General features: G+C 60.0%; 12 protein-coding genes. 5 read left to right on the top strand and 7 right to left on the bottom strand.

The window, feature by feature from the left end:
* Positions 1 to 76: 76 nt before the first annotated feature.
* Together ACQKKX_RS05915 and ACQKKX_RS05910 are read right to left on the bottom strand one after the other, a co-directional pair.
* Positions 77 to 1,594, bottom strand: coding sequence for an aldehyde dehydrogenase (NADP(+)) (locus tag ACQKKX_RS05915; RefSeq protein WP_427569538.1), 1,518 nt, complete (start codon positions 1,592 to 1,594; stop codon positions 77 to 79).
* 122 nt (positions 1,595 to 1,716) lie between these two features.
* Positions 1,717 to 2,907 carry an L-talarate/galactarate dehydratase gene (locus ACQKKX_RS05910; RefSeq protein WP_427569537.1) on the bottom strand — a complete coding sequence of 397 codons (1,191 nt, stop codon included), beginning with the start codon at positions 2,905 to 2,907 and terminating at the stop codon, positions 1,717 to 1,719.
* A gap of 174 nt (positions 2,908 to 3,081) precedes the next feature.
* On the opposite strand from ACQKKX_RS05910, the gene ACQKKX_RS05905 reads away from it, so the two are divergent.
* Entirely contained in the window at positions 3,082 to 3,801 is a 720-nt protein-coding gene (locus tag ACQKKX_RS05905; RefSeq protein WP_427569536.1) for a GntR family transcriptional regulator, read from the top strand.
* 135 nt (positions 3,802 to 3,936) lie between these two features.
* Here the strand turns inward: ACQKKX_RS05905 and katG are convergent, their stop codons facing one another.
* The 5 genes from katG to ACQKKX_RS05880 all read right to left on the bottom strand — a co-directional run bounded on the left by katG (position 3,937) and on the right by ACQKKX_RS05880 (position 11,580).
* Entirely contained in the window at positions 3,937 to 6,141 is a 2,205-nt protein-coding gene (katG, locus tag ACQKKX_RS05900) for a catalase/peroxidase HPI (protein WP_427569535.1), read from the bottom strand.
* 354 nt (positions 6,142 to 6,495) lie between these two features.
* On the bottom strand, positions 6,496 to 8,472 hold the full coding sequence (locus ACQKKX_RS05895; RefSeq protein WP_427569534.1) for a methyl-accepting chemotaxis protein: 1,977 nt from the start codon (positions 8,470 to 8,472) through the stop codon (positions 6,496 to 6,498).
* A 271-nt stretch (positions 8,473 to 8,743) separates the two neighbouring features.
* On the bottom strand, positions 8,744 to 9,574 hold the full coding sequence (locus ACQKKX_RS05890; RefSeq protein WP_427569533.1) for a MurR/RpiR family transcriptional regulator: 831 nt from the start codon (positions 9,572 to 9,574) through the stop codon (positions 8,744 to 8,746).
* Between the two features lie 57 nt (positions 9,575 to 9,631).
* Positions 9,632 to 10,549 (bottom strand): myo-inosose-2 dehydratase, encoded by a 918-nt coding sequence (iolE, locus tag ACQKKX_RS05885; RefSeq protein ID WP_427569532.1) that lies wholly within the window; start codon positions 10,547 to 10,549, stop codon positions 9,632 to 9,634.
* Between the two features lie 35 nt (positions 10,550 to 10,584).
* Positions 10,585 to 11,580 carry a LacI family DNA-binding transcriptional regulator gene (locus ACQKKX_RS05880; RefSeq protein WP_427569531.1) on the bottom strand — a complete coding sequence of 332 codons (996 nt, stop codon included), beginning with the start codon at positions 11,578 to 11,580 and terminating at the stop codon, positions 10,585 to 10,587.
* 177 nt (positions 11,581 to 11,757) lie between these two features.
* Here ACQKKX_RS05880 and ACQKKX_RS05875 point away from each other — a divergent pair, with 177 nt between their 5' ends.
* From ACQKKX_RS05875 to ACQKKX_RS05860, 4 genes are all read left to right on the top strand, one after another.
* Positions 11,758 to 12,711: a sugar ABC transporter substrate-binding protein gene (locus tag ACQKKX_RS05875; RefSeq protein WP_427569530.1), complete on the top strand. Its 954-nt coding sequence runs from the start codon at positions 11,758 to 11,760 to the stop codon at positions 12,709 to 12,711.
* A 123-nt stretch (positions 12,712 to 12,834) separates the two neighbouring features.
* Positions 12,835 to 13,956, top strand: a complete 1,122-nt coding sequence (locus ACQKKX_RS05870) for an ABC transporter permease (protein ID WP_427569529.1) — start codon at positions 12,835 to 12,837, stop codon at positions 13,954 to 13,956.
* Positions 13,956 to 14,744, top strand: coding sequence for an ATP-binding cassette domain-containing protein (locus ACQKKX_RS05865; RefSeq protein WP_427569528.1), 789 nt, complete (start codon positions 13,956 to 13,958; stop codon positions 14,742 to 14,744). The genes ACQKKX_RS05870 and ACQKKX_RS05865 overlap by 1 nt, the downstream gene beginning before the upstream one ends.
* Positions 14,745 to 14,827: 83 nt before the next feature.
* The gene (locus tag ACQKKX_RS05860) at positions 14,828 to 15,622 is read left to right on the top strand and encodes a TIM barrel protein (RefSeq protein WP_427569527.1); all 795 of its coding nucleotides are present in this window, start codon (positions 14,828 to 14,830) and stop codon (positions 15,620 to 15,622) included.

Here is a 15,622-nt window from a genome sequence, read left to right as displayed (position 1 = left end):
TGAGTCAAGACGCCCGAAGGCCCATGCCCCTCTCAGGAAGGCGTTCGGGCGATCACGAATGGCCGCCCGACGCTTTTCAGCCACGCAGATCGGCCGGCAGCAGGGCTTCCGGGAAGTTCTGGTAGGAGACCGGGCGCAGGAAGCGGCGGATCGACATCGTGCCGACGCTGGTCGCGCCGAAATTGGTCGAGGCCGGGTAAGGGCCGCCATGGACCATCGAATCCACCACTTCGACACCGGTCGGGAACCCGTTGACCAGAACGCGGCCGGCCTTGCGCTCCAGAACCGGCAGCAGTGCCTGTGCAAGAGGCAGATCGCTGTCGTCCATGTGGATGGTGGCCGTGAGCTGACCTGCGAATTTTTCGGCAAGTTCCACCATCTCGTTGGTCGAGCCGACGCGCACGACAAGTCCGAGCGGACCGAACACTTCCTCGCCGAGCGAGTGATCGGCAAGCCATGTCTCGCCGGTCGTTTCGAACAGATTGGGTGTGGCGGTGCGGCCTTCGCTCTGCGTCGAAAGGACGGCGGACACAGCATTGCTTTCCCGCATGCGCTCGACACCGTTCTTGTAGGCGGCGGCAATGCCATCGGTCAGCATGGTCTGTTCCGCGACCTTTTCCAGGCCGGCCTTGGCGGCCGCCACGAAAGTATCGGCATCCGGGCCTTCCACCACGACGGCAACGCCGGGATTGGTGCAGAACTGGCCGGCGCCCATGGCGAGCGAACCGGCCCAGCCGGTGCCGATGTCCTGCCCGCGCGCCGCGGTGGCGTCGGGCAGCAGGAACATTGGGTTGACGCTGCCGAGCTCGCCGAAGAACGGGATCGGTTCGGGACGCTGGGCGCAGAGATCGAACAGTGCGCGGCCACCCGCCAGGGAACCGGTAAAGCCGACCGCCTTGATGGCCGGATGGGTGACAAGCGCGGCGCCGACGTCACGGCCCCCGCCCTGGATCAGGCTGAATACGCCAGCCGGCATGCCGGTGCGCTCGACGGCGGCAGCGACAGCTTCGGCAATGATTTCGCCGGTGCCGGGGTGCGCGGAATGTCCGCGGACCACGACCGGGCAGCCGGCGGCGAGCGCTGCAGCCGTATCACCACCAGCCGTGGAAAAGGCGAGAGGGAAGTTGGAGGCGCCGAACACGACAACCGGACCGATCGGCCGCTGCACGAGGCGGATCTCGGGACGGGCTGCCGGCTGCCGATCCGGCTGGGCAGCATCGACACGGACATCGAGATGGGAACCCTTGCGAATATGGTCGGCAAACAGTTTCAACTGCCCGGTGGTACGCCCGCGTTCACCATTGAGGCGACCTTCCGGCAGACCGGTTTCCTGCGTGCCGATCAGGGTTACGGCTTCGCCACGCTTGTCGATTTCCTCGGCAATGGTCTCGAGAAAGACGGCCCGTTCCTCGCGTGATTTCGCGGCATAGGCTGCAAAAGCAGCTTCAGCGGCACGGCAGGCCTGATCGACGAGATCATTGGTGCCCTCAGCGAAATCGTGAGCCGGGCCATGTGCCGGCTCCGACTTGAACGTCGAGGCACCGGCGACCCACTGGCCGGCGATAAGGTGTTTTCCCGAAGGGGTCCAGGTCATCATGCTCTCCTTCCGAAGACTGCGCTTCGGTTTCCTGTGATCTGTTGCGAAAGAAGGCGTACCACGCGGATGCGCCAGTCTCCATGCCGGAAGGCGCGAAATGCGCCAGTTGGTTCTTGTTGTCAGCCGCCAAAGCTGCGGGTCTCGACCGTCCAGTCGCACGCCTGACCTGTGAGGCTGCAGCCAAGGCCGGGGCGACCGGGAACGATCATGCGGCCGTCCCGGATTTCCAGTTCCTCGTTGAACAGCGGCGCAAGCCAGTCGAAATGCTCGACCCAAGGCTCATGCGCATAGGCGGCAGCCAGATGGACATGGATTTCCATGGCGAAATGCGGGGCAAGCCGCATGCGCTTGGCTTCCGCCTGCGTGCAGATACGCAGAAAGGGTGTGATACCGCCGACACGTGGCGCATCTGGCTGGATGAAATCAACCGCATCGGCGCGGATCAACGCCATATGCTCCTCTGCGCTGGCAAGCATTTCCCCGGTCGCGATCGGAGTAGCGAGTTCGCGCGCAAGCGCCGCATGCCCTTCGGCATCATAGGCGTCGAGCGGTTCCTCGATCCATTCGAGGTTGAGCGGCTCGACCAGCCGGCCGAAACGAAGCGCGGTGGTGCGATCCCATTGCTGGTTGGCATCCACCATCAGCGGCACACGGCCACCCAGATGCGTGGTGATGGCGTCAAGCCGACGGATATCCACCATCGGATCGGGCTGGCCCACCTTGATCTTGATGCCGCCGATACCCGAGGCCAGCGAATGATCGATCGCATCCCGAATTTCATCGACGCTGGAGGACAGGAAGCCGCCCGACGTGTTGTAACATGCGACGCTGTCGCGATGCGCGCCAAGCAGTTTGGCAAGGGGCAAACCGGCGCGCTTGGCCTTCATATCCCACAGGCAGATATCGATGGCGGCGATCGCCTGGGTCGCGATGCCGGAGCGCCCCACCGAAGCACCGGCCCAGCACAGCTTGTCCCAGAGACGGGCATTGTCATTAGGATCTTCACCGATCAGATTATCGGCGATTTCGCAGGCATGGGCATAAAGACCGGGGCCGCCGGCGCGCTTGGAATAGCTGAAGCCGAGACCACTATGGCCGGCCTCGGTAGTGATTTCACAAAAGAGAAAAGCGACCTGCGTCAGGGGGTTCTGGCGGCCGGTTAGCACTTTGGCATCGCTGATCGGCCGCGCCAAGGGCAGATAGGCAAGGGAAAGCGTGACCGAGCGAATGGCATCCAGCTTCGACGGACCCGCGGCAAGACCTGCTTTCGGCGGCTGGGCGGGAATCAGACGTTTTTCCAGATCGAACATTGGCTTCCTCCTCCGCTCTGCGTCAGTCGGATGGTGTCGCAAAGTTGCGACAGGCGAATGCGACCGACGCCCGCCCTAACTGATATTTCAGTTGGGCTCGTATATCAATGTCAATTTGGTATTCTTGCGGCCCGGCGTTGTCACCGCTGGAACAACGAAAAAGGACCATGCCCGATGACCTCGCAGCTTGCCGCAACCTTTGGCCTCCCAGCGACGGCATCCTCGGCTAACTGGGGAGGCACGGTGCAACGGGTTTACGATGACCTGCGCCAACGCATCATCACCATCCAGCTGCCGCCTGACACCACGCTTTTCCGGGCTGACCTTACCCAGACCTACGGGGTCAGCCAGACACCAATCCGCGAGGCATTGCAGCGCCTCAGGCAGGATGGCCTCGTGCGCATCTACCCACAGTCGCGCACGGTGGTGACCCGTATCGATGTCACGCAGATCTACGAGGCCCATTTTTTGCGCGTGGCGCTGGAGACCGAAGTGTGCCGGCATCTCGCCAGCGACCCGGACCGCGATCCGGCGACGCTTTCCCGCGCACGGGAGATCATCGACATGCAACGGACCGTTATCGACGATCCGCAACAGATCGGTGTCTTTCAGGAACTGGACGAGCTTTTTCACCAAACCCTGTTTGCCGGCGTCAGACGCGCCAACCTGCACGGACTGGTGCGTGAGCGCTCCGGCCATCTGGACCGGATCCGCCGACTTCATCCGCCGCAAAAAGGCAAGATCGCCAGCATTCTCGCCGGCCATGATGCCATTGTGGAAGCGATCGACGCCGGTCACGAAGCCGCGGCGGTGAATGCCATTCGCGAACACCTGAGCCGCACAGTCGACAAGGTGGAAGACATGCGGGAGGAGTTTCCGGATTATTTCATCTGACGCCTCGTCGTCAGCAGGATAGGCCGCGCGATTGCTTCGAGGCGGATTGCAGGCCCCGACGTCCTTCAGGACATTGCCAAATGCGGATGTGAAAATCCCCGGACGCGAGGATCGCGTCCGGGGATTTCGGTTCGATCAGCGAAGATCGAAACGGTCGGCGTTCATCACCTTGTTCCAGGCGGAAACGAAATCGCGAACGAATTTTTCACCGGCATCCTGCTGCGCATAGACTTCCGAAATCGCTCGCAGCTGCGAATGCGAGCCGAAGATGAGATCGACCCGGGTACCGGTCCATTTCAGCTCCTGGCTCTTGCGATCGCGGCCCTCGTAGATGCCTTCCTTGCCGGCAAGGGGGCTCCAGACCGTGTCCATGTCGAGCAGGTTCACGAAGAAATCGTTCGACAGGATTTCGCGCCGCGCGGTGAACACGCCGTGTTCGGGCTGGCCGACCGTCAGCACGCGCAGGCCGCCAACCAGAACCGACATTTCCGGCGCGGTCAGGGTCAGCAGTTGCGCCCGATCCACCAGAGCCTCTTCCGCCTTCATGAACTGGATGCGTTTCTCGTTCACATAATTGCGGAAGCCATCGATGCGCGGTTCGAGCGCCGCGAAGGAATCCACATCCGTCTGCGCTTCGGACGCATCGGTTCTGCCCGGCGTGACGGGCACGACGACGTCGTGGCCGCCGGCCTTGGCAGCCTTTTCCACACCTGCCGCACCGGCCAGCACGATAAGGTCTGCGAGCGAAACCTTCTTGCCCCCCGTCTGGGCGGCATCGAATGCCTGCTTGATGCCCTCGAGCACGTCCAGAACCTTGGCAAGCTGCGCCGGCTGGTTCGCTTCCCAATCCTTCTGCGGCGCAAGGCGGATGCGCGCGCCATTGGCACCGCCCCGCTTGTCGGAGCCGCGGAAGCTGGAGGCCGAAGCCCATGCGGTCGATACCAGTTCCTGCACGGAGAGACCCGACGCCAGAACCTTTTCCTTGAGGGCGGCGATATCGGCATCATCGACAAGCGGATGATCGACGGCGGGAACCACGTCCTGCCAGATCAGGTCTTCCGCCGGCACTTCCGGGCCGAGATAGCGGACCTTGGGACCCATGTCGCGATGGGTCAGCTTGAACCAGGCGCGTGCGAAGGCATCGGCAAACTCCTCCGGATTTTCCAGGAAACGCCGCGAGATCTTTTCATAGATCGGGTCGACGCGTAGCGCGAGATCCGAGGTCAGCATGGTCGGCAGGCGATTGGGTGAATTTGCCGCCGGACCGGGAATAACCGCTTCGGCATTCTTGGCGACCCATTGATGCGCACCGCCCGGGCTCTTCGTCAGCTCCCATTCATAACCGAACAGGTTCTCGAAGAAGTAATTGCTCCACTGCGTCGGCGTCTGGCTCCAGGTGACTTCAAGACCGCTGCCGATCGCGTCGGCACCGACGCCGGTATTGAACTTGTTCGTCCAGCCGAGACCCTGCGCTTCCAGCTCATCGCCCTCTGGATCGACACCCATGAAGGACGGATCCCCGGCGCCATGCGTCTTGCCGAACGTGTGTCCGCCCGCCACAAGCGCCACGGTTTCCTCGTCATTCATTGCCATGCGGGCAAAGGTGCTGCGAATATCGCGCGCCGAGGCGAGCGGATCCGGCGTGCCGTTTGGCCCTTCCGGATTGACATAGATGAGCCCCATCTGCACCGCACCGAGCGGTTCTGCGAGCTGACGCTCGCCGCTATAGCGTTCGTCCCCCAGCCATGTGCCTTCCGGCCCCCAATAGAGCTCTTCCGGCTCCCAGACATCGGCGCGACCGCCGGCAAAACCGAAGGTCTTGAAACCCATGGATTCCAGCGCGACATTGCCGGTAAGGATGAGAAGATCGGCCCAGGAGATGCTGTTGCCGTATTTCTGCTTGATCGGCCACAGAAGACGGCGCGCCTTGTCGAGATTGACGTTGTCCGGCCAGCTGTTGAGCGGTGCGAAACGCTGCTGGCCCATTCCGGCCCCGCCACGACCATCGGTGATGCGGTAGGTGCCGGCGCTATGCCAGGCCATGCGGATGAAAAGACCGCCGTAATGACCGAAATCCGCCGGCCACCAGTCCTTGCTGTCGGTCATCAGCGCATGCAGGTCCTGCTTGACTGCATCAAGATCCAGCTTCTTGAATTCCTCCGCATAGTTGAAACTCTTGCCCAGCGGATCGGACAGCGAGGAATGCGTATGGAGAATCTGCACATTCAGCTGGTTTGGCCACCAATCGCGATTGGACCTGCCACGCGGGGCGGCACCCCCGGCATCCTTACCACCATGTGCGACGGGACACTGTCCCGTTGCTTCTGTTTTCGTGTCCATGACGTTCTCCTTGGTTGCGCGCAAATGCGTAATCGATCCGGGCGGTCAACCTGACCGGACCGTGCCTGACGAGCGAAGCAGAGATACGGCGCTGCCGGCACGGTTCGCCGCCAGCACCTGCCAGCGCTTCCCTCAGTCAGTCTTAGCCCAGGGTCATGATCGGTTTAAGTCGTATTTATGGATCACTGCGATAAGATAGGCTGATCGACGGAGATGGTCCAGCTACCGGGTTAGTTTCGTTTCTCAACGATGATCCGATGTCCCTTCGAGTTGGTGAGAAAGTCCTTCTAATGATGTCCCTTGTGCATCCCGCGACGCAAAGCCTCCCGCGAGTTCAACCAGCAAAGCTCACTTTCAAAATTCCTGCCAGTTATCGACGGCGAGAGCGTTTGCTCCCGCAACCATCGCGTATCGCGTCTTGTGCGAAGTTGCCTGATATACTGGCTGGTTCACTTTAGCCGTCTTATGCTCGACGTTGGACATTTTGAAGCGGCCAACGAGATCGGCAAGGGCGGCCGCCTCGACGGAAAGCTTGTGCGTGGCAGCGGATGTTTCTTCCACCATCGCCGCGTTTTGCTGCGTAACCTGATCCATCTGGTTAACCGCCGTGTTGACCTCTGCCAGCGCGGTAGCCTGCTCCTGAGAGGCTGTTGCGATCGAGTGGATGCGATCGTTAATCTGAGCGACGTAGCCACTGATCTCCGTCAAAGCGCCACCGGTATCTTCGACGAGCGTCACGCCGGATTGTACGCTGGTTGCTGATCGAGCTATCAATATCTTGATATCCTTCGCCGCGACAGCGGAGCGCTGGGCCAGTTCACGCACTTCCTGAGCGACGACAGCGAACCCCTTGCCCGCTTCGCCTGCACGGGCAGCTTCGACGCCTGCGTTGAGTGCAAGAAGGTTGGTCTGGAAGGCGATCTCGTCAATGACGTTGGTGATTTGCGCGATCTCATTAGAAGCAGTCTGAATTTCTGCCATGGCTGTGACGGCGCGGCCGACGACGTCTGACGATTTCACCGCGCGCTCTTTTGCCTCGGAGACAATTCGGGTGGCTTCGTGTGCCCGATCGGTGGACGTCCGCACCACGGTCGTGATCTGATCGAGCGCGGCAGACGACTCTTCCAGTGCCGCCGCCTGTTGTTCTGTGCGCTTGGACAGGCTGTCTGAGGACGAGCGAAGCTCCTCGCTATTGCCATTCAACGTGTCACTGGCAGTTCTGATTTCGCCCACCGTCCGCTGGAGGCTCGCGATCGTGTTGTTGACGTTTTGCTGAAGCTGAAGAAAGACACCCTGGAAGTCGCCAGCCATATTCTGGGTCAGGTCACCATCCGCAAGAAGACGGACAACACGGTTGGTTTCGTCGATGCCGTTTTCAACGGACGAGACCAGCGTGTTGATGTTTGCTGCGAACTGGTCGAGGCCCTCGTCGCCATAGTTCGTACCCACGCGCTTCGAGAAATCGCCGGCTGCCGCGGAGGTGACGACGACCGCCATACCCTGCTGCAGGCTATCGCTCTTCGCCCGCATCGCCGTCTCCTGGGCATTCATCCGCTGGACTTCGAGGCCGTTCTGCTTGAACACCTCGACGGCTCCCGCCATCTCACCGATTTCATCGGTTCGTCCCTGGAAAGGCACTTCCGTATGAAAGTCACCGCTGGCGAGCGACTTCATGACCGAGGTCACGGTGCGAATAGGATTACTGATCTGGTGGGTCGCGATATAGAACGCGATCGCGCAGCCGCCAGCCAGACCAGCGAGGGTAACGGCGGCCATGATCATCAGGACATTCGCCTGAAATTCCTTCAGATCAGCACTGATCTGGACCAACTTAGCGTCGTCCTGGCTGACGACGTCGTCGATATTTTTCTGGTAGCTTTTACGGTTTGCACGGTTGGCGTCCGTATTGCCGTGAGCGTTCGACGCAGCCGGTCCTTGGCTCACCGCAATACGCGCGGTTTCGGTCCGGAATTGCGTGAATGCCGCGGCTCCTTGGCGCAGTTCAGCGAAATCCGCTTTCTGGTCTAAGGGAACCAGCGGTTCCCATGCATCGAGCAGTGCGTTCATTTTCTTGAGAGACGCCAAAGCGCCATCAGCAAAAGGCTTGGTCTCTTCGGCGGAAGTTGCTGCGTAAGTTCCGCGCAGATCCATAACGACTGCAGTTACGAGACGGTTGAGAGCTTCTCCGTTCTGCGCGCGGCGGGCTGCGTTCTCCAAACGGTCGACGCGGGTGTCGTAAACGCTAAGCGTATAGAAGCTGATAGTGCCGATAGCGAGCGCAGTAAGCGCCATCACCGCGACGATCGAGTAGATCTTGCCACGAATATTCATGGATGCTCCGAGGTTTTTTTTGGGGGGGCAGCCATCATGGCTTCGATGTCGCTTGATTAGCGGGAGATGATTAACGAACCATCAAAAGCGCGTGACCGGACGCAGCACAAAAGACGGGGTATCGTTCCACACGGCACGCTCCCCAGGACCGCGTTCACGGAAGATCTCAAGTGTTATCGGACTGAGCGCGTCCGAATCGATCAGCCGAAATACAGCCCCGCTAGCTCCATCGCCTTCGGCAGAGCTCGTCGAGCGGCCGAAGCCGGAGTGATTACTGCCGCCGTCGCCTCTCCGCGATCGCCACTGGGAGCGCCATCGCCAGAACCATGGAAGCCGAAAGCGACCGGAACCCCGCAAAATCCGCCTCGGACACTTCGAACCACACACTGGAAAACGATGCCAGTGGTGAAAACGCGGAATCTGTCACGGCGACAACGGGCACTCCACGCGCGGCGAGAGCTCTAGCGTGATCAAGACTGTCGGCAGCATAAGGCGAGAAGCTCGCTGCGATTGCTGCGTCGCCGGAGGACGCAAACTGCACGGTCTCAAGATCGACACCGTTGGGAGAAGCAACGATCTGATGCTTTATGCCCAACTTGGAAAATGCGTACGCCATGTGAGCCGTCAGAGGGTAGGACCGCCGCTTGGCGATCAGATAGATGGTATCTGCCTTTGCGAGGAAGTCTACCGCCCTGGAGAAATCTTCAAGCGTGACCGAGGATGCCAGTTCCGCCACCGACCGGCTCGCCGCACCGATAAACCCCGACAACAGGGCCGCATCCTCGCCCTCTTCATGGGACCGTTCGATATTGATCAAGCGTTCCTCGTAACTCGAGGTGCGATCACGTAACTTGTTCTGGAAGACAGTCTGAAGATCGGAAAAACCGTCGTATCCGAGGAAATGCGCCAGCCTTATCAGAGTCGACGGCTGCACCTCGGCTCCCGCCGCAATGCTTGCCGTGGTTCCGAATGCGACATCCTCCGGGTGCGCGAGAGCGAAAGCCGCCACCTGCGCAAGCCTCTTTGGCATCTCCGCTCGCTTCTCGATCATCAGGCTGCGGAGACTCTCGTAATCTCTCGGGACGTCTGACTTCATATCCATCTGGACCTACCGTTATTCCGAGCGGGGACGCAGAAACCTGCGTCCCCGCGTAGCCCGTCAGCTTTGTTTCTGGAAGATTGATGACACGTGGGCATACGCGCGCTTCACCGCAGGCAGGGGTTCGGCGATCTTCGGATCCTGCTCTGCTTCCACAACGAGCCATCCTCGATATCCGCTGCTCTTCACGTAGCGGGCTATAGGACCGAAATCTACCATACCGTCACCGGGGACAGTGAACATTCCCGACCGCACGGCGTCGTTGAAGCTCAAGTCTGCCGCCCTCACCTCCGCGAGTTCCCGTTCGCGGACATCCTTCAGATGGATGTGAACAATACGGTCGCCGAATCTTTCAATCGGCCGCGTATACTCGAAACCGCCAGCAACCGCGTGTCCGGTGTCCAAGAGCAGTCCGACCTGCGGGCCTGTAGCATCGAAGATGGCGGAGATGTCGTCGAACGTCTCGGCAACCATCATCAGATGGTGGTGGTAAGCGAGACGAAGTCCGAACCGATCATGAAGCCGTTTCGAGAATTCGGTGAGTCTTTCCGCATACGCCTTCGCGTCAGCCCCGCTCATGATCAAGCGGCCCGACATGGGCGCATCGAGTGGCGATCCCGGCGGCATCATTGCCACCTCACCGTAGACCATAACCTGGCAGCCCATCGCCTGAAGAAGGCTGGCATGCGCTGTCACAGCTTCAACTTCTGCTTCGACGGTTCGCTCGGCCAGTTCTCCGGAATACCAGCCCGAGGCCAATGCGAGACCGTTTTTCTCGAGCAGCGGCTTCAGAAGCGAGACCTCGCGAGGAAACTTTCTACCCAGCTCGACACCCTGATATCCCGCCGCCGCCGCCTCCGACAGGCAAGTTTCGACCGGGATGTCGCCGCCAAGGTCTTCAAGCACATCGTTTGTCCACGAAAGCGGGCTAACGGCAAGACGAACGCCTTCCGGCAGGCCGATGATGGTTTTATTCATTTCACTCCTCCTCTTGTGATTGCTGGTTTACCTGATCAGGTCGAACGACGAACCACGAGCCGCCCCGGGAGCGACATCGTAGCGATCTCCCTGCGGCCCATGACCATATCGATGAGCGTCCTGACCATATGTTCTCTCGGTTGCTCGTATGTGGTCAGACTGAAGGCTTCGGTTCCGCCGAGGTCGAAGTTGTCGAACCCGACGAAGGCGAGGTCCTCTGGAACTCTGAGCCCTCTCCTGCCGCGGGCCTCGTCCATCGCACCGATGGCCAGAATGTCGTTTTCACACATGAGTACATCGACCCGATCGGATGCAGGAGTAGCTTCGAAATACTCCGCAAAAGCATCCGATCCGGCTTGGTAGCTGTATCTATCCGCAGAAATCACAGCCTTCGTTGCGATGCCCTTCCGGCTCCAGAACTCTTCATAAAATTGGCGTCGCTTCAAAGCGGTGGAAAGGACTTGAGCCCCGGTCATGAAACCCGGCTTCCTGTAACCCCTTTCATGGAGATGATCGACAATGACCCGGATCGCGTGTTCAGCATCGCATACGATCGCGGGCACGTCGGCCAACTGACTGTCGCGTGCCAGCACGAACACGGGCGGCAGGGCGCGACCGTCCCGCAGTTCGGGCAGGGTTTCATCCCTGAATGCCGTTCCGAACAGAATGACCGCATCCACCTGCCGCTGATCCGCGTGCAGGAGAGCATCGACATGGTCGAAATGCCTGTTGATGTTGATGAGTAGAACGGCGATCCCCTCAGCTTGGAACTGATCGGTCAACGTTTCCAGAAACGGCAGCTTCTGGGGGTTGCTGAAGTCGTCTACCAGGACAGCGACCTGCTGCGTTTTGTTAGTGGCGAGACTGCGTGCAAGAAGGTTCGGCGAATAGTTCAGGGACGCCGCCGCTTCCATGACCTTGGCCTTGCTCTTGTTGGTGATTGAGGCTCCTGGCGTGAACGCGCGGATCACCGTCCATTTGGAAACTCCCGCAACATCAGCCACTTGCTGAGCCGTCGATCGCTTGCTCATGCCAACTCCAGAAAATGAAACGTACATTCCATAACGTAGTTTTTTTGAAATGAATACTTGATTTTGTAAAAACGACCGATAATATCCGCTGTGCTTGCAACCGGTAGCAAAAATGGCTGCTAGTGGATTGCAACGTCAACCCGCCCTGAGGAGAGGCGGTCAACGGAGGAGGAACCAATGAAGAGCATCTGGAAGAAATTCGCATCGGTCGCGATTGCCGCCAGCCTTGCAGGCGCCTGGTCGGTTGGCGAGAAAGCGGACGAGCAGCCGAGCGTCATCGCAGTCACTCACGGCCAAGCCTCCGACCCGTTTTGGTCGATCGTGAAAAACGGAATGATGCAAGCTGGCAAGGATAGCAATGTCCGTGTCGATTACCGCGCGCCGGAAACGTTCGACATGGTCGCGATGGCGCAGTTGATAGAGGCGGCGGTCAACCAGAGCCCGGCTGGAATAGTGATCTCAAACCCGGATCCCGACGCACTCGGTCCGGCGATCGAAAAGGCTGTCGCTGCAGGCATCCCGGTCATTTCGATGAACTCGGGCATTGCCTCTGCGGAGAAGCTCGGGATCAGACTTCATGTCGGCCAGGATGAATTGCCAGCAGGCGTGAAGGTCGGCGAGAAGCTGAAGTCCCTCGGCATGAAGCACGTTCTGTGCGTTAACCAGGAGGTCGGAAACGCGGCGCTGGACCAGCGTTGCGCCGGAACCGAAAAGGGTTTCGAGGGTGGCAAGGTCACAATCCTGCCGACCACAACCGAGCCTTCGGAAATCGAAGCGAAGATTCAAGCCGCACTGACATCGGATCCATCGATCGATCTCGTCCTCGGCCTGTCTGCTCCTCTGGTTGGCGAACGCGCCGTCGCGGTCGCCGAGAAGATGGGCAATGGCGACAAGGTCAAGGTGGCTTCCTACGACCTCTCGGCAGGCTTCCTTCAGGCGATTGCGGACGGAAAGGCAGTGTTCGCGGTTGACCAGCAGCCATATCTGCAGGGCTACCTTCCCGTCACCTTCCTTGCATTGAACTCCCGCTACGGCACCATCCCCGCCGGCAATGTCGCGTCCGGCCCCAGCTTCGTCGAGAAAGACACGGCCGCACAGGTCATCGAAAAGTCCTCCCAAGGCATCCGTTGATCGGAGCCGCGCAGCTTCCGCTTCGGCGGGAGCTGCACCCATCGCCCGGAGACCGACGCCGATAACGTGCGTGTCGACAGAGTACCGGCGCCCTCAAACCACGAAATTATCTGAGGTACGACCATGACGCTGGCCAATGAACAGAGCGGGTCTCCGACTCGACCAGATGAACGGCTGAGAAAGGTGTCGACCATCACCGCGCTTGCGCGCCGTCCGGAACTGGGCGCTGTCGCGGGGTTGGTCCTTGTTACAATATTTTTCATCCTGACCGCCAATCCGGCGATGTTCACTCTTGCCGGCGTGATGAACTTCATGGTTCCAGCGGCCCAGCTAGGTATTCTGGCGGTTGGCGCGGCACTGCTCATGATCGGAGGCGAGTTCGATCTTTCCATCGGATCGATGGTCGCTTTTGCGGGCCTCGTCTTCGGCACCGCGCTGGTGGTGCTGGACCTTCCCTTGAGCGTTGCGATCCTGATCGCACTTGCTTTCGCCGCTGCCATCGGCGTGACAAATGCTCAACTCACGATGCGCACAGGCCTGCCGTCGTTTATCGTGACGCTAGCCTTCCTGTTCATTCTTCGCGGGCTGACATTGGTCGGCCTCAAATGGGCAAGCGGCGGGGCTACCCAGCTTCGCGGGATCAAGGAAGCGGCTGCCGGAAGCCCTATCGCCTTCCTGTTCTCCGGCGATGCTCTCCCGGGACTGTTTACCTGGCTCGGCACCAACGGAATCATTGAAACCTATCCCAACGGCACACCCAAGGTGCCCGGCATTCCGGTGGAGATCCTCTGGTTCGTCCTGATCGCACTTCTCGCGACCTGGATACTGCTTCGCACCCGTTTCGGGAACTGGATCTTCGCTGCAGGCGGCGATCCGCGCGCAGCGCGCAAATCCGGAGTTCCTGTCGCCCGGGTGAAGACCACTCTCTTCATCGTGACGGCAATGTGCGCAACCCTGGTGGCTATCCTGACGGTACTAGATGCGGGATCGACCGACGCCCGACGCGGCTTCCAGAAGGAATTCGAAGCCATCATCGCTGCCGTTATCGGTGGATGTCTTCTGACGGGCGGATACGGATCGGCGATAGGCGCATTCTTCGGGTCAATCGTCTTCGGCATGGTTCTGATCGGTCTCACCTACACGTCGATCGACCAGGACTGGTACCTGGTGTTCCTCGGGGGCATGCTTCTCACCGCCGTCATCTTCAATAACATCATCCGCAAGCGTGTTACGGGAGAACGCTGATGAGCACCAACCAGACGCCTCTCGTCGAGGTAAAGAACCTCGTAAAGCACTTCGGCTCAATCATTGCCCTGAACGGCGTTTCGCTCAGCGTACATGCAGGTGAGGTTCTGTGCCTTCTCGGAGACAACGGAGCGGGCAAATCGACCCTGATCAATACATTGTCGGGTGTGTTCAGGCCCACCTCCGGTGATTTCCTGGTGGAGGGTAAGCAGCAGTCGTTCGATGGACCGCGCGACGCACTCGATGCGGGCATCGCGACGGTTTATCAGGATCTCGCGATGATCCCCCTCATGTCGGTGACCCGGAACTTCTTCATGGGCCAAGAGCCGCTCAAGGGGTTCGGGCCGTTCAAATACATGGGCATGGACCTGGCCGATCGTGTCACCAGTACGGAAATGAAGAAGATCGGCATCGACGTACGCGAGCCGGATCAGGCCGTTGGCACGTTGTCGGGCGGCGAACGTCAATGCGTTGCGATCGCCCGTGCGGTCTACTTCGGAGCCAAGGTGCTGATCCTGGACGAACCTACCTCCGCGTTGGGCGTCGCGCAGACCTCGATGGTCCTCAAATACATTGACCAGGTTCGCAACAAGGGACTTGGCGTGATCTTCATCACCCATAACGTCCGCCATGCATATGCGGTCGGAAATCGTTTCACTGCGCTTAATCGCGGGAAGACGTTGGGCACGTTCACCAAGAATGAAACGAATATCGACGACCTGCAGAATCTGATGGCTGGCGGGAAGGAACTTCAGTCCATCTCTTCGGAACTCGGCGGCACCATCTGAACAATCGTCTTTCCATCCAGCACCGGCCCGGCAGCGCGACCGCCGGGCGAGGACAACCGCATTCGTCTTTCAGGGATCAAGCAATGAGTAACGCCTCAACCTCCCCCTTCCCACTGGCCGCCTGCGCAGAAATGTTGTGGCGCGACAGGCCGATAGAATGGCGAGCCTCACGCCTCAAGGAACTCGGTTTCGGTGTGGGTCTGTGGAACTGGCCGGAACATGACATCGGAAAGCTGGAAGCGACCGGTGCCAGCTTCACCATCATGAACGGCTATCTTACCGGACGCCTCACAGACGACGAGGGTGCGGATGAGCTAATCAGAACTGCAAGAGAAACAGCGCAGATCGGAAAAAGGCTGGGTGTTCAGAGACTCAACCTGCATGGCACGGGTCTCGGAGACCGGGGGCTGCCCGTGCAGCCGATCCAAGTCGTGACTGGCGTGATGTGGTTGAAGGCGCGCGATACTCTGAGCAGGATCGTGGAACTGGCGGAACAGGAGGACGTGACCTTCACGCTCGAGAACCTGAACCTACCCGTCGATCATCCGGGGACGCCGTTCGGACGGGCCGAAGACACGCTGGCCCTGGTCTCCAGCATCGACCACCCTCGCCTTCGTCTCAACCTCGACCTTTACCACGCTCAGATCGGCGAGGGTAATCTCGTCGAGTTGTGCCGCAAGAGCCTCCCGTGGATCGGAGAAATCCAGGTCGCGGATGTCCCCGGCCGCTTCGAACCAGGAACGGGTGAGGTCAACTGGAACGGCATCGCCAGAGCACTCAAGGCGATGGGCTATTCCGGACCGATCGGCATGGAAGCCTGGGCGTCAGGCGATTCCGAGGAGGCTCTGGAAGCCTTCCGCGCAGCTTTTACCATTTGA

Source organism: Neorhizobium sp. NPDC001467 (genome assembly GCF_050275975.1).
GTDB lineage: Bacteria > Pseudomonadota > Alphaproteobacteria > Rhizobiales > Rhizobiaceae > Neorhizobium.
This window is presented reverse-complemented; position numbering and strand designations above follow the sequence as displayed.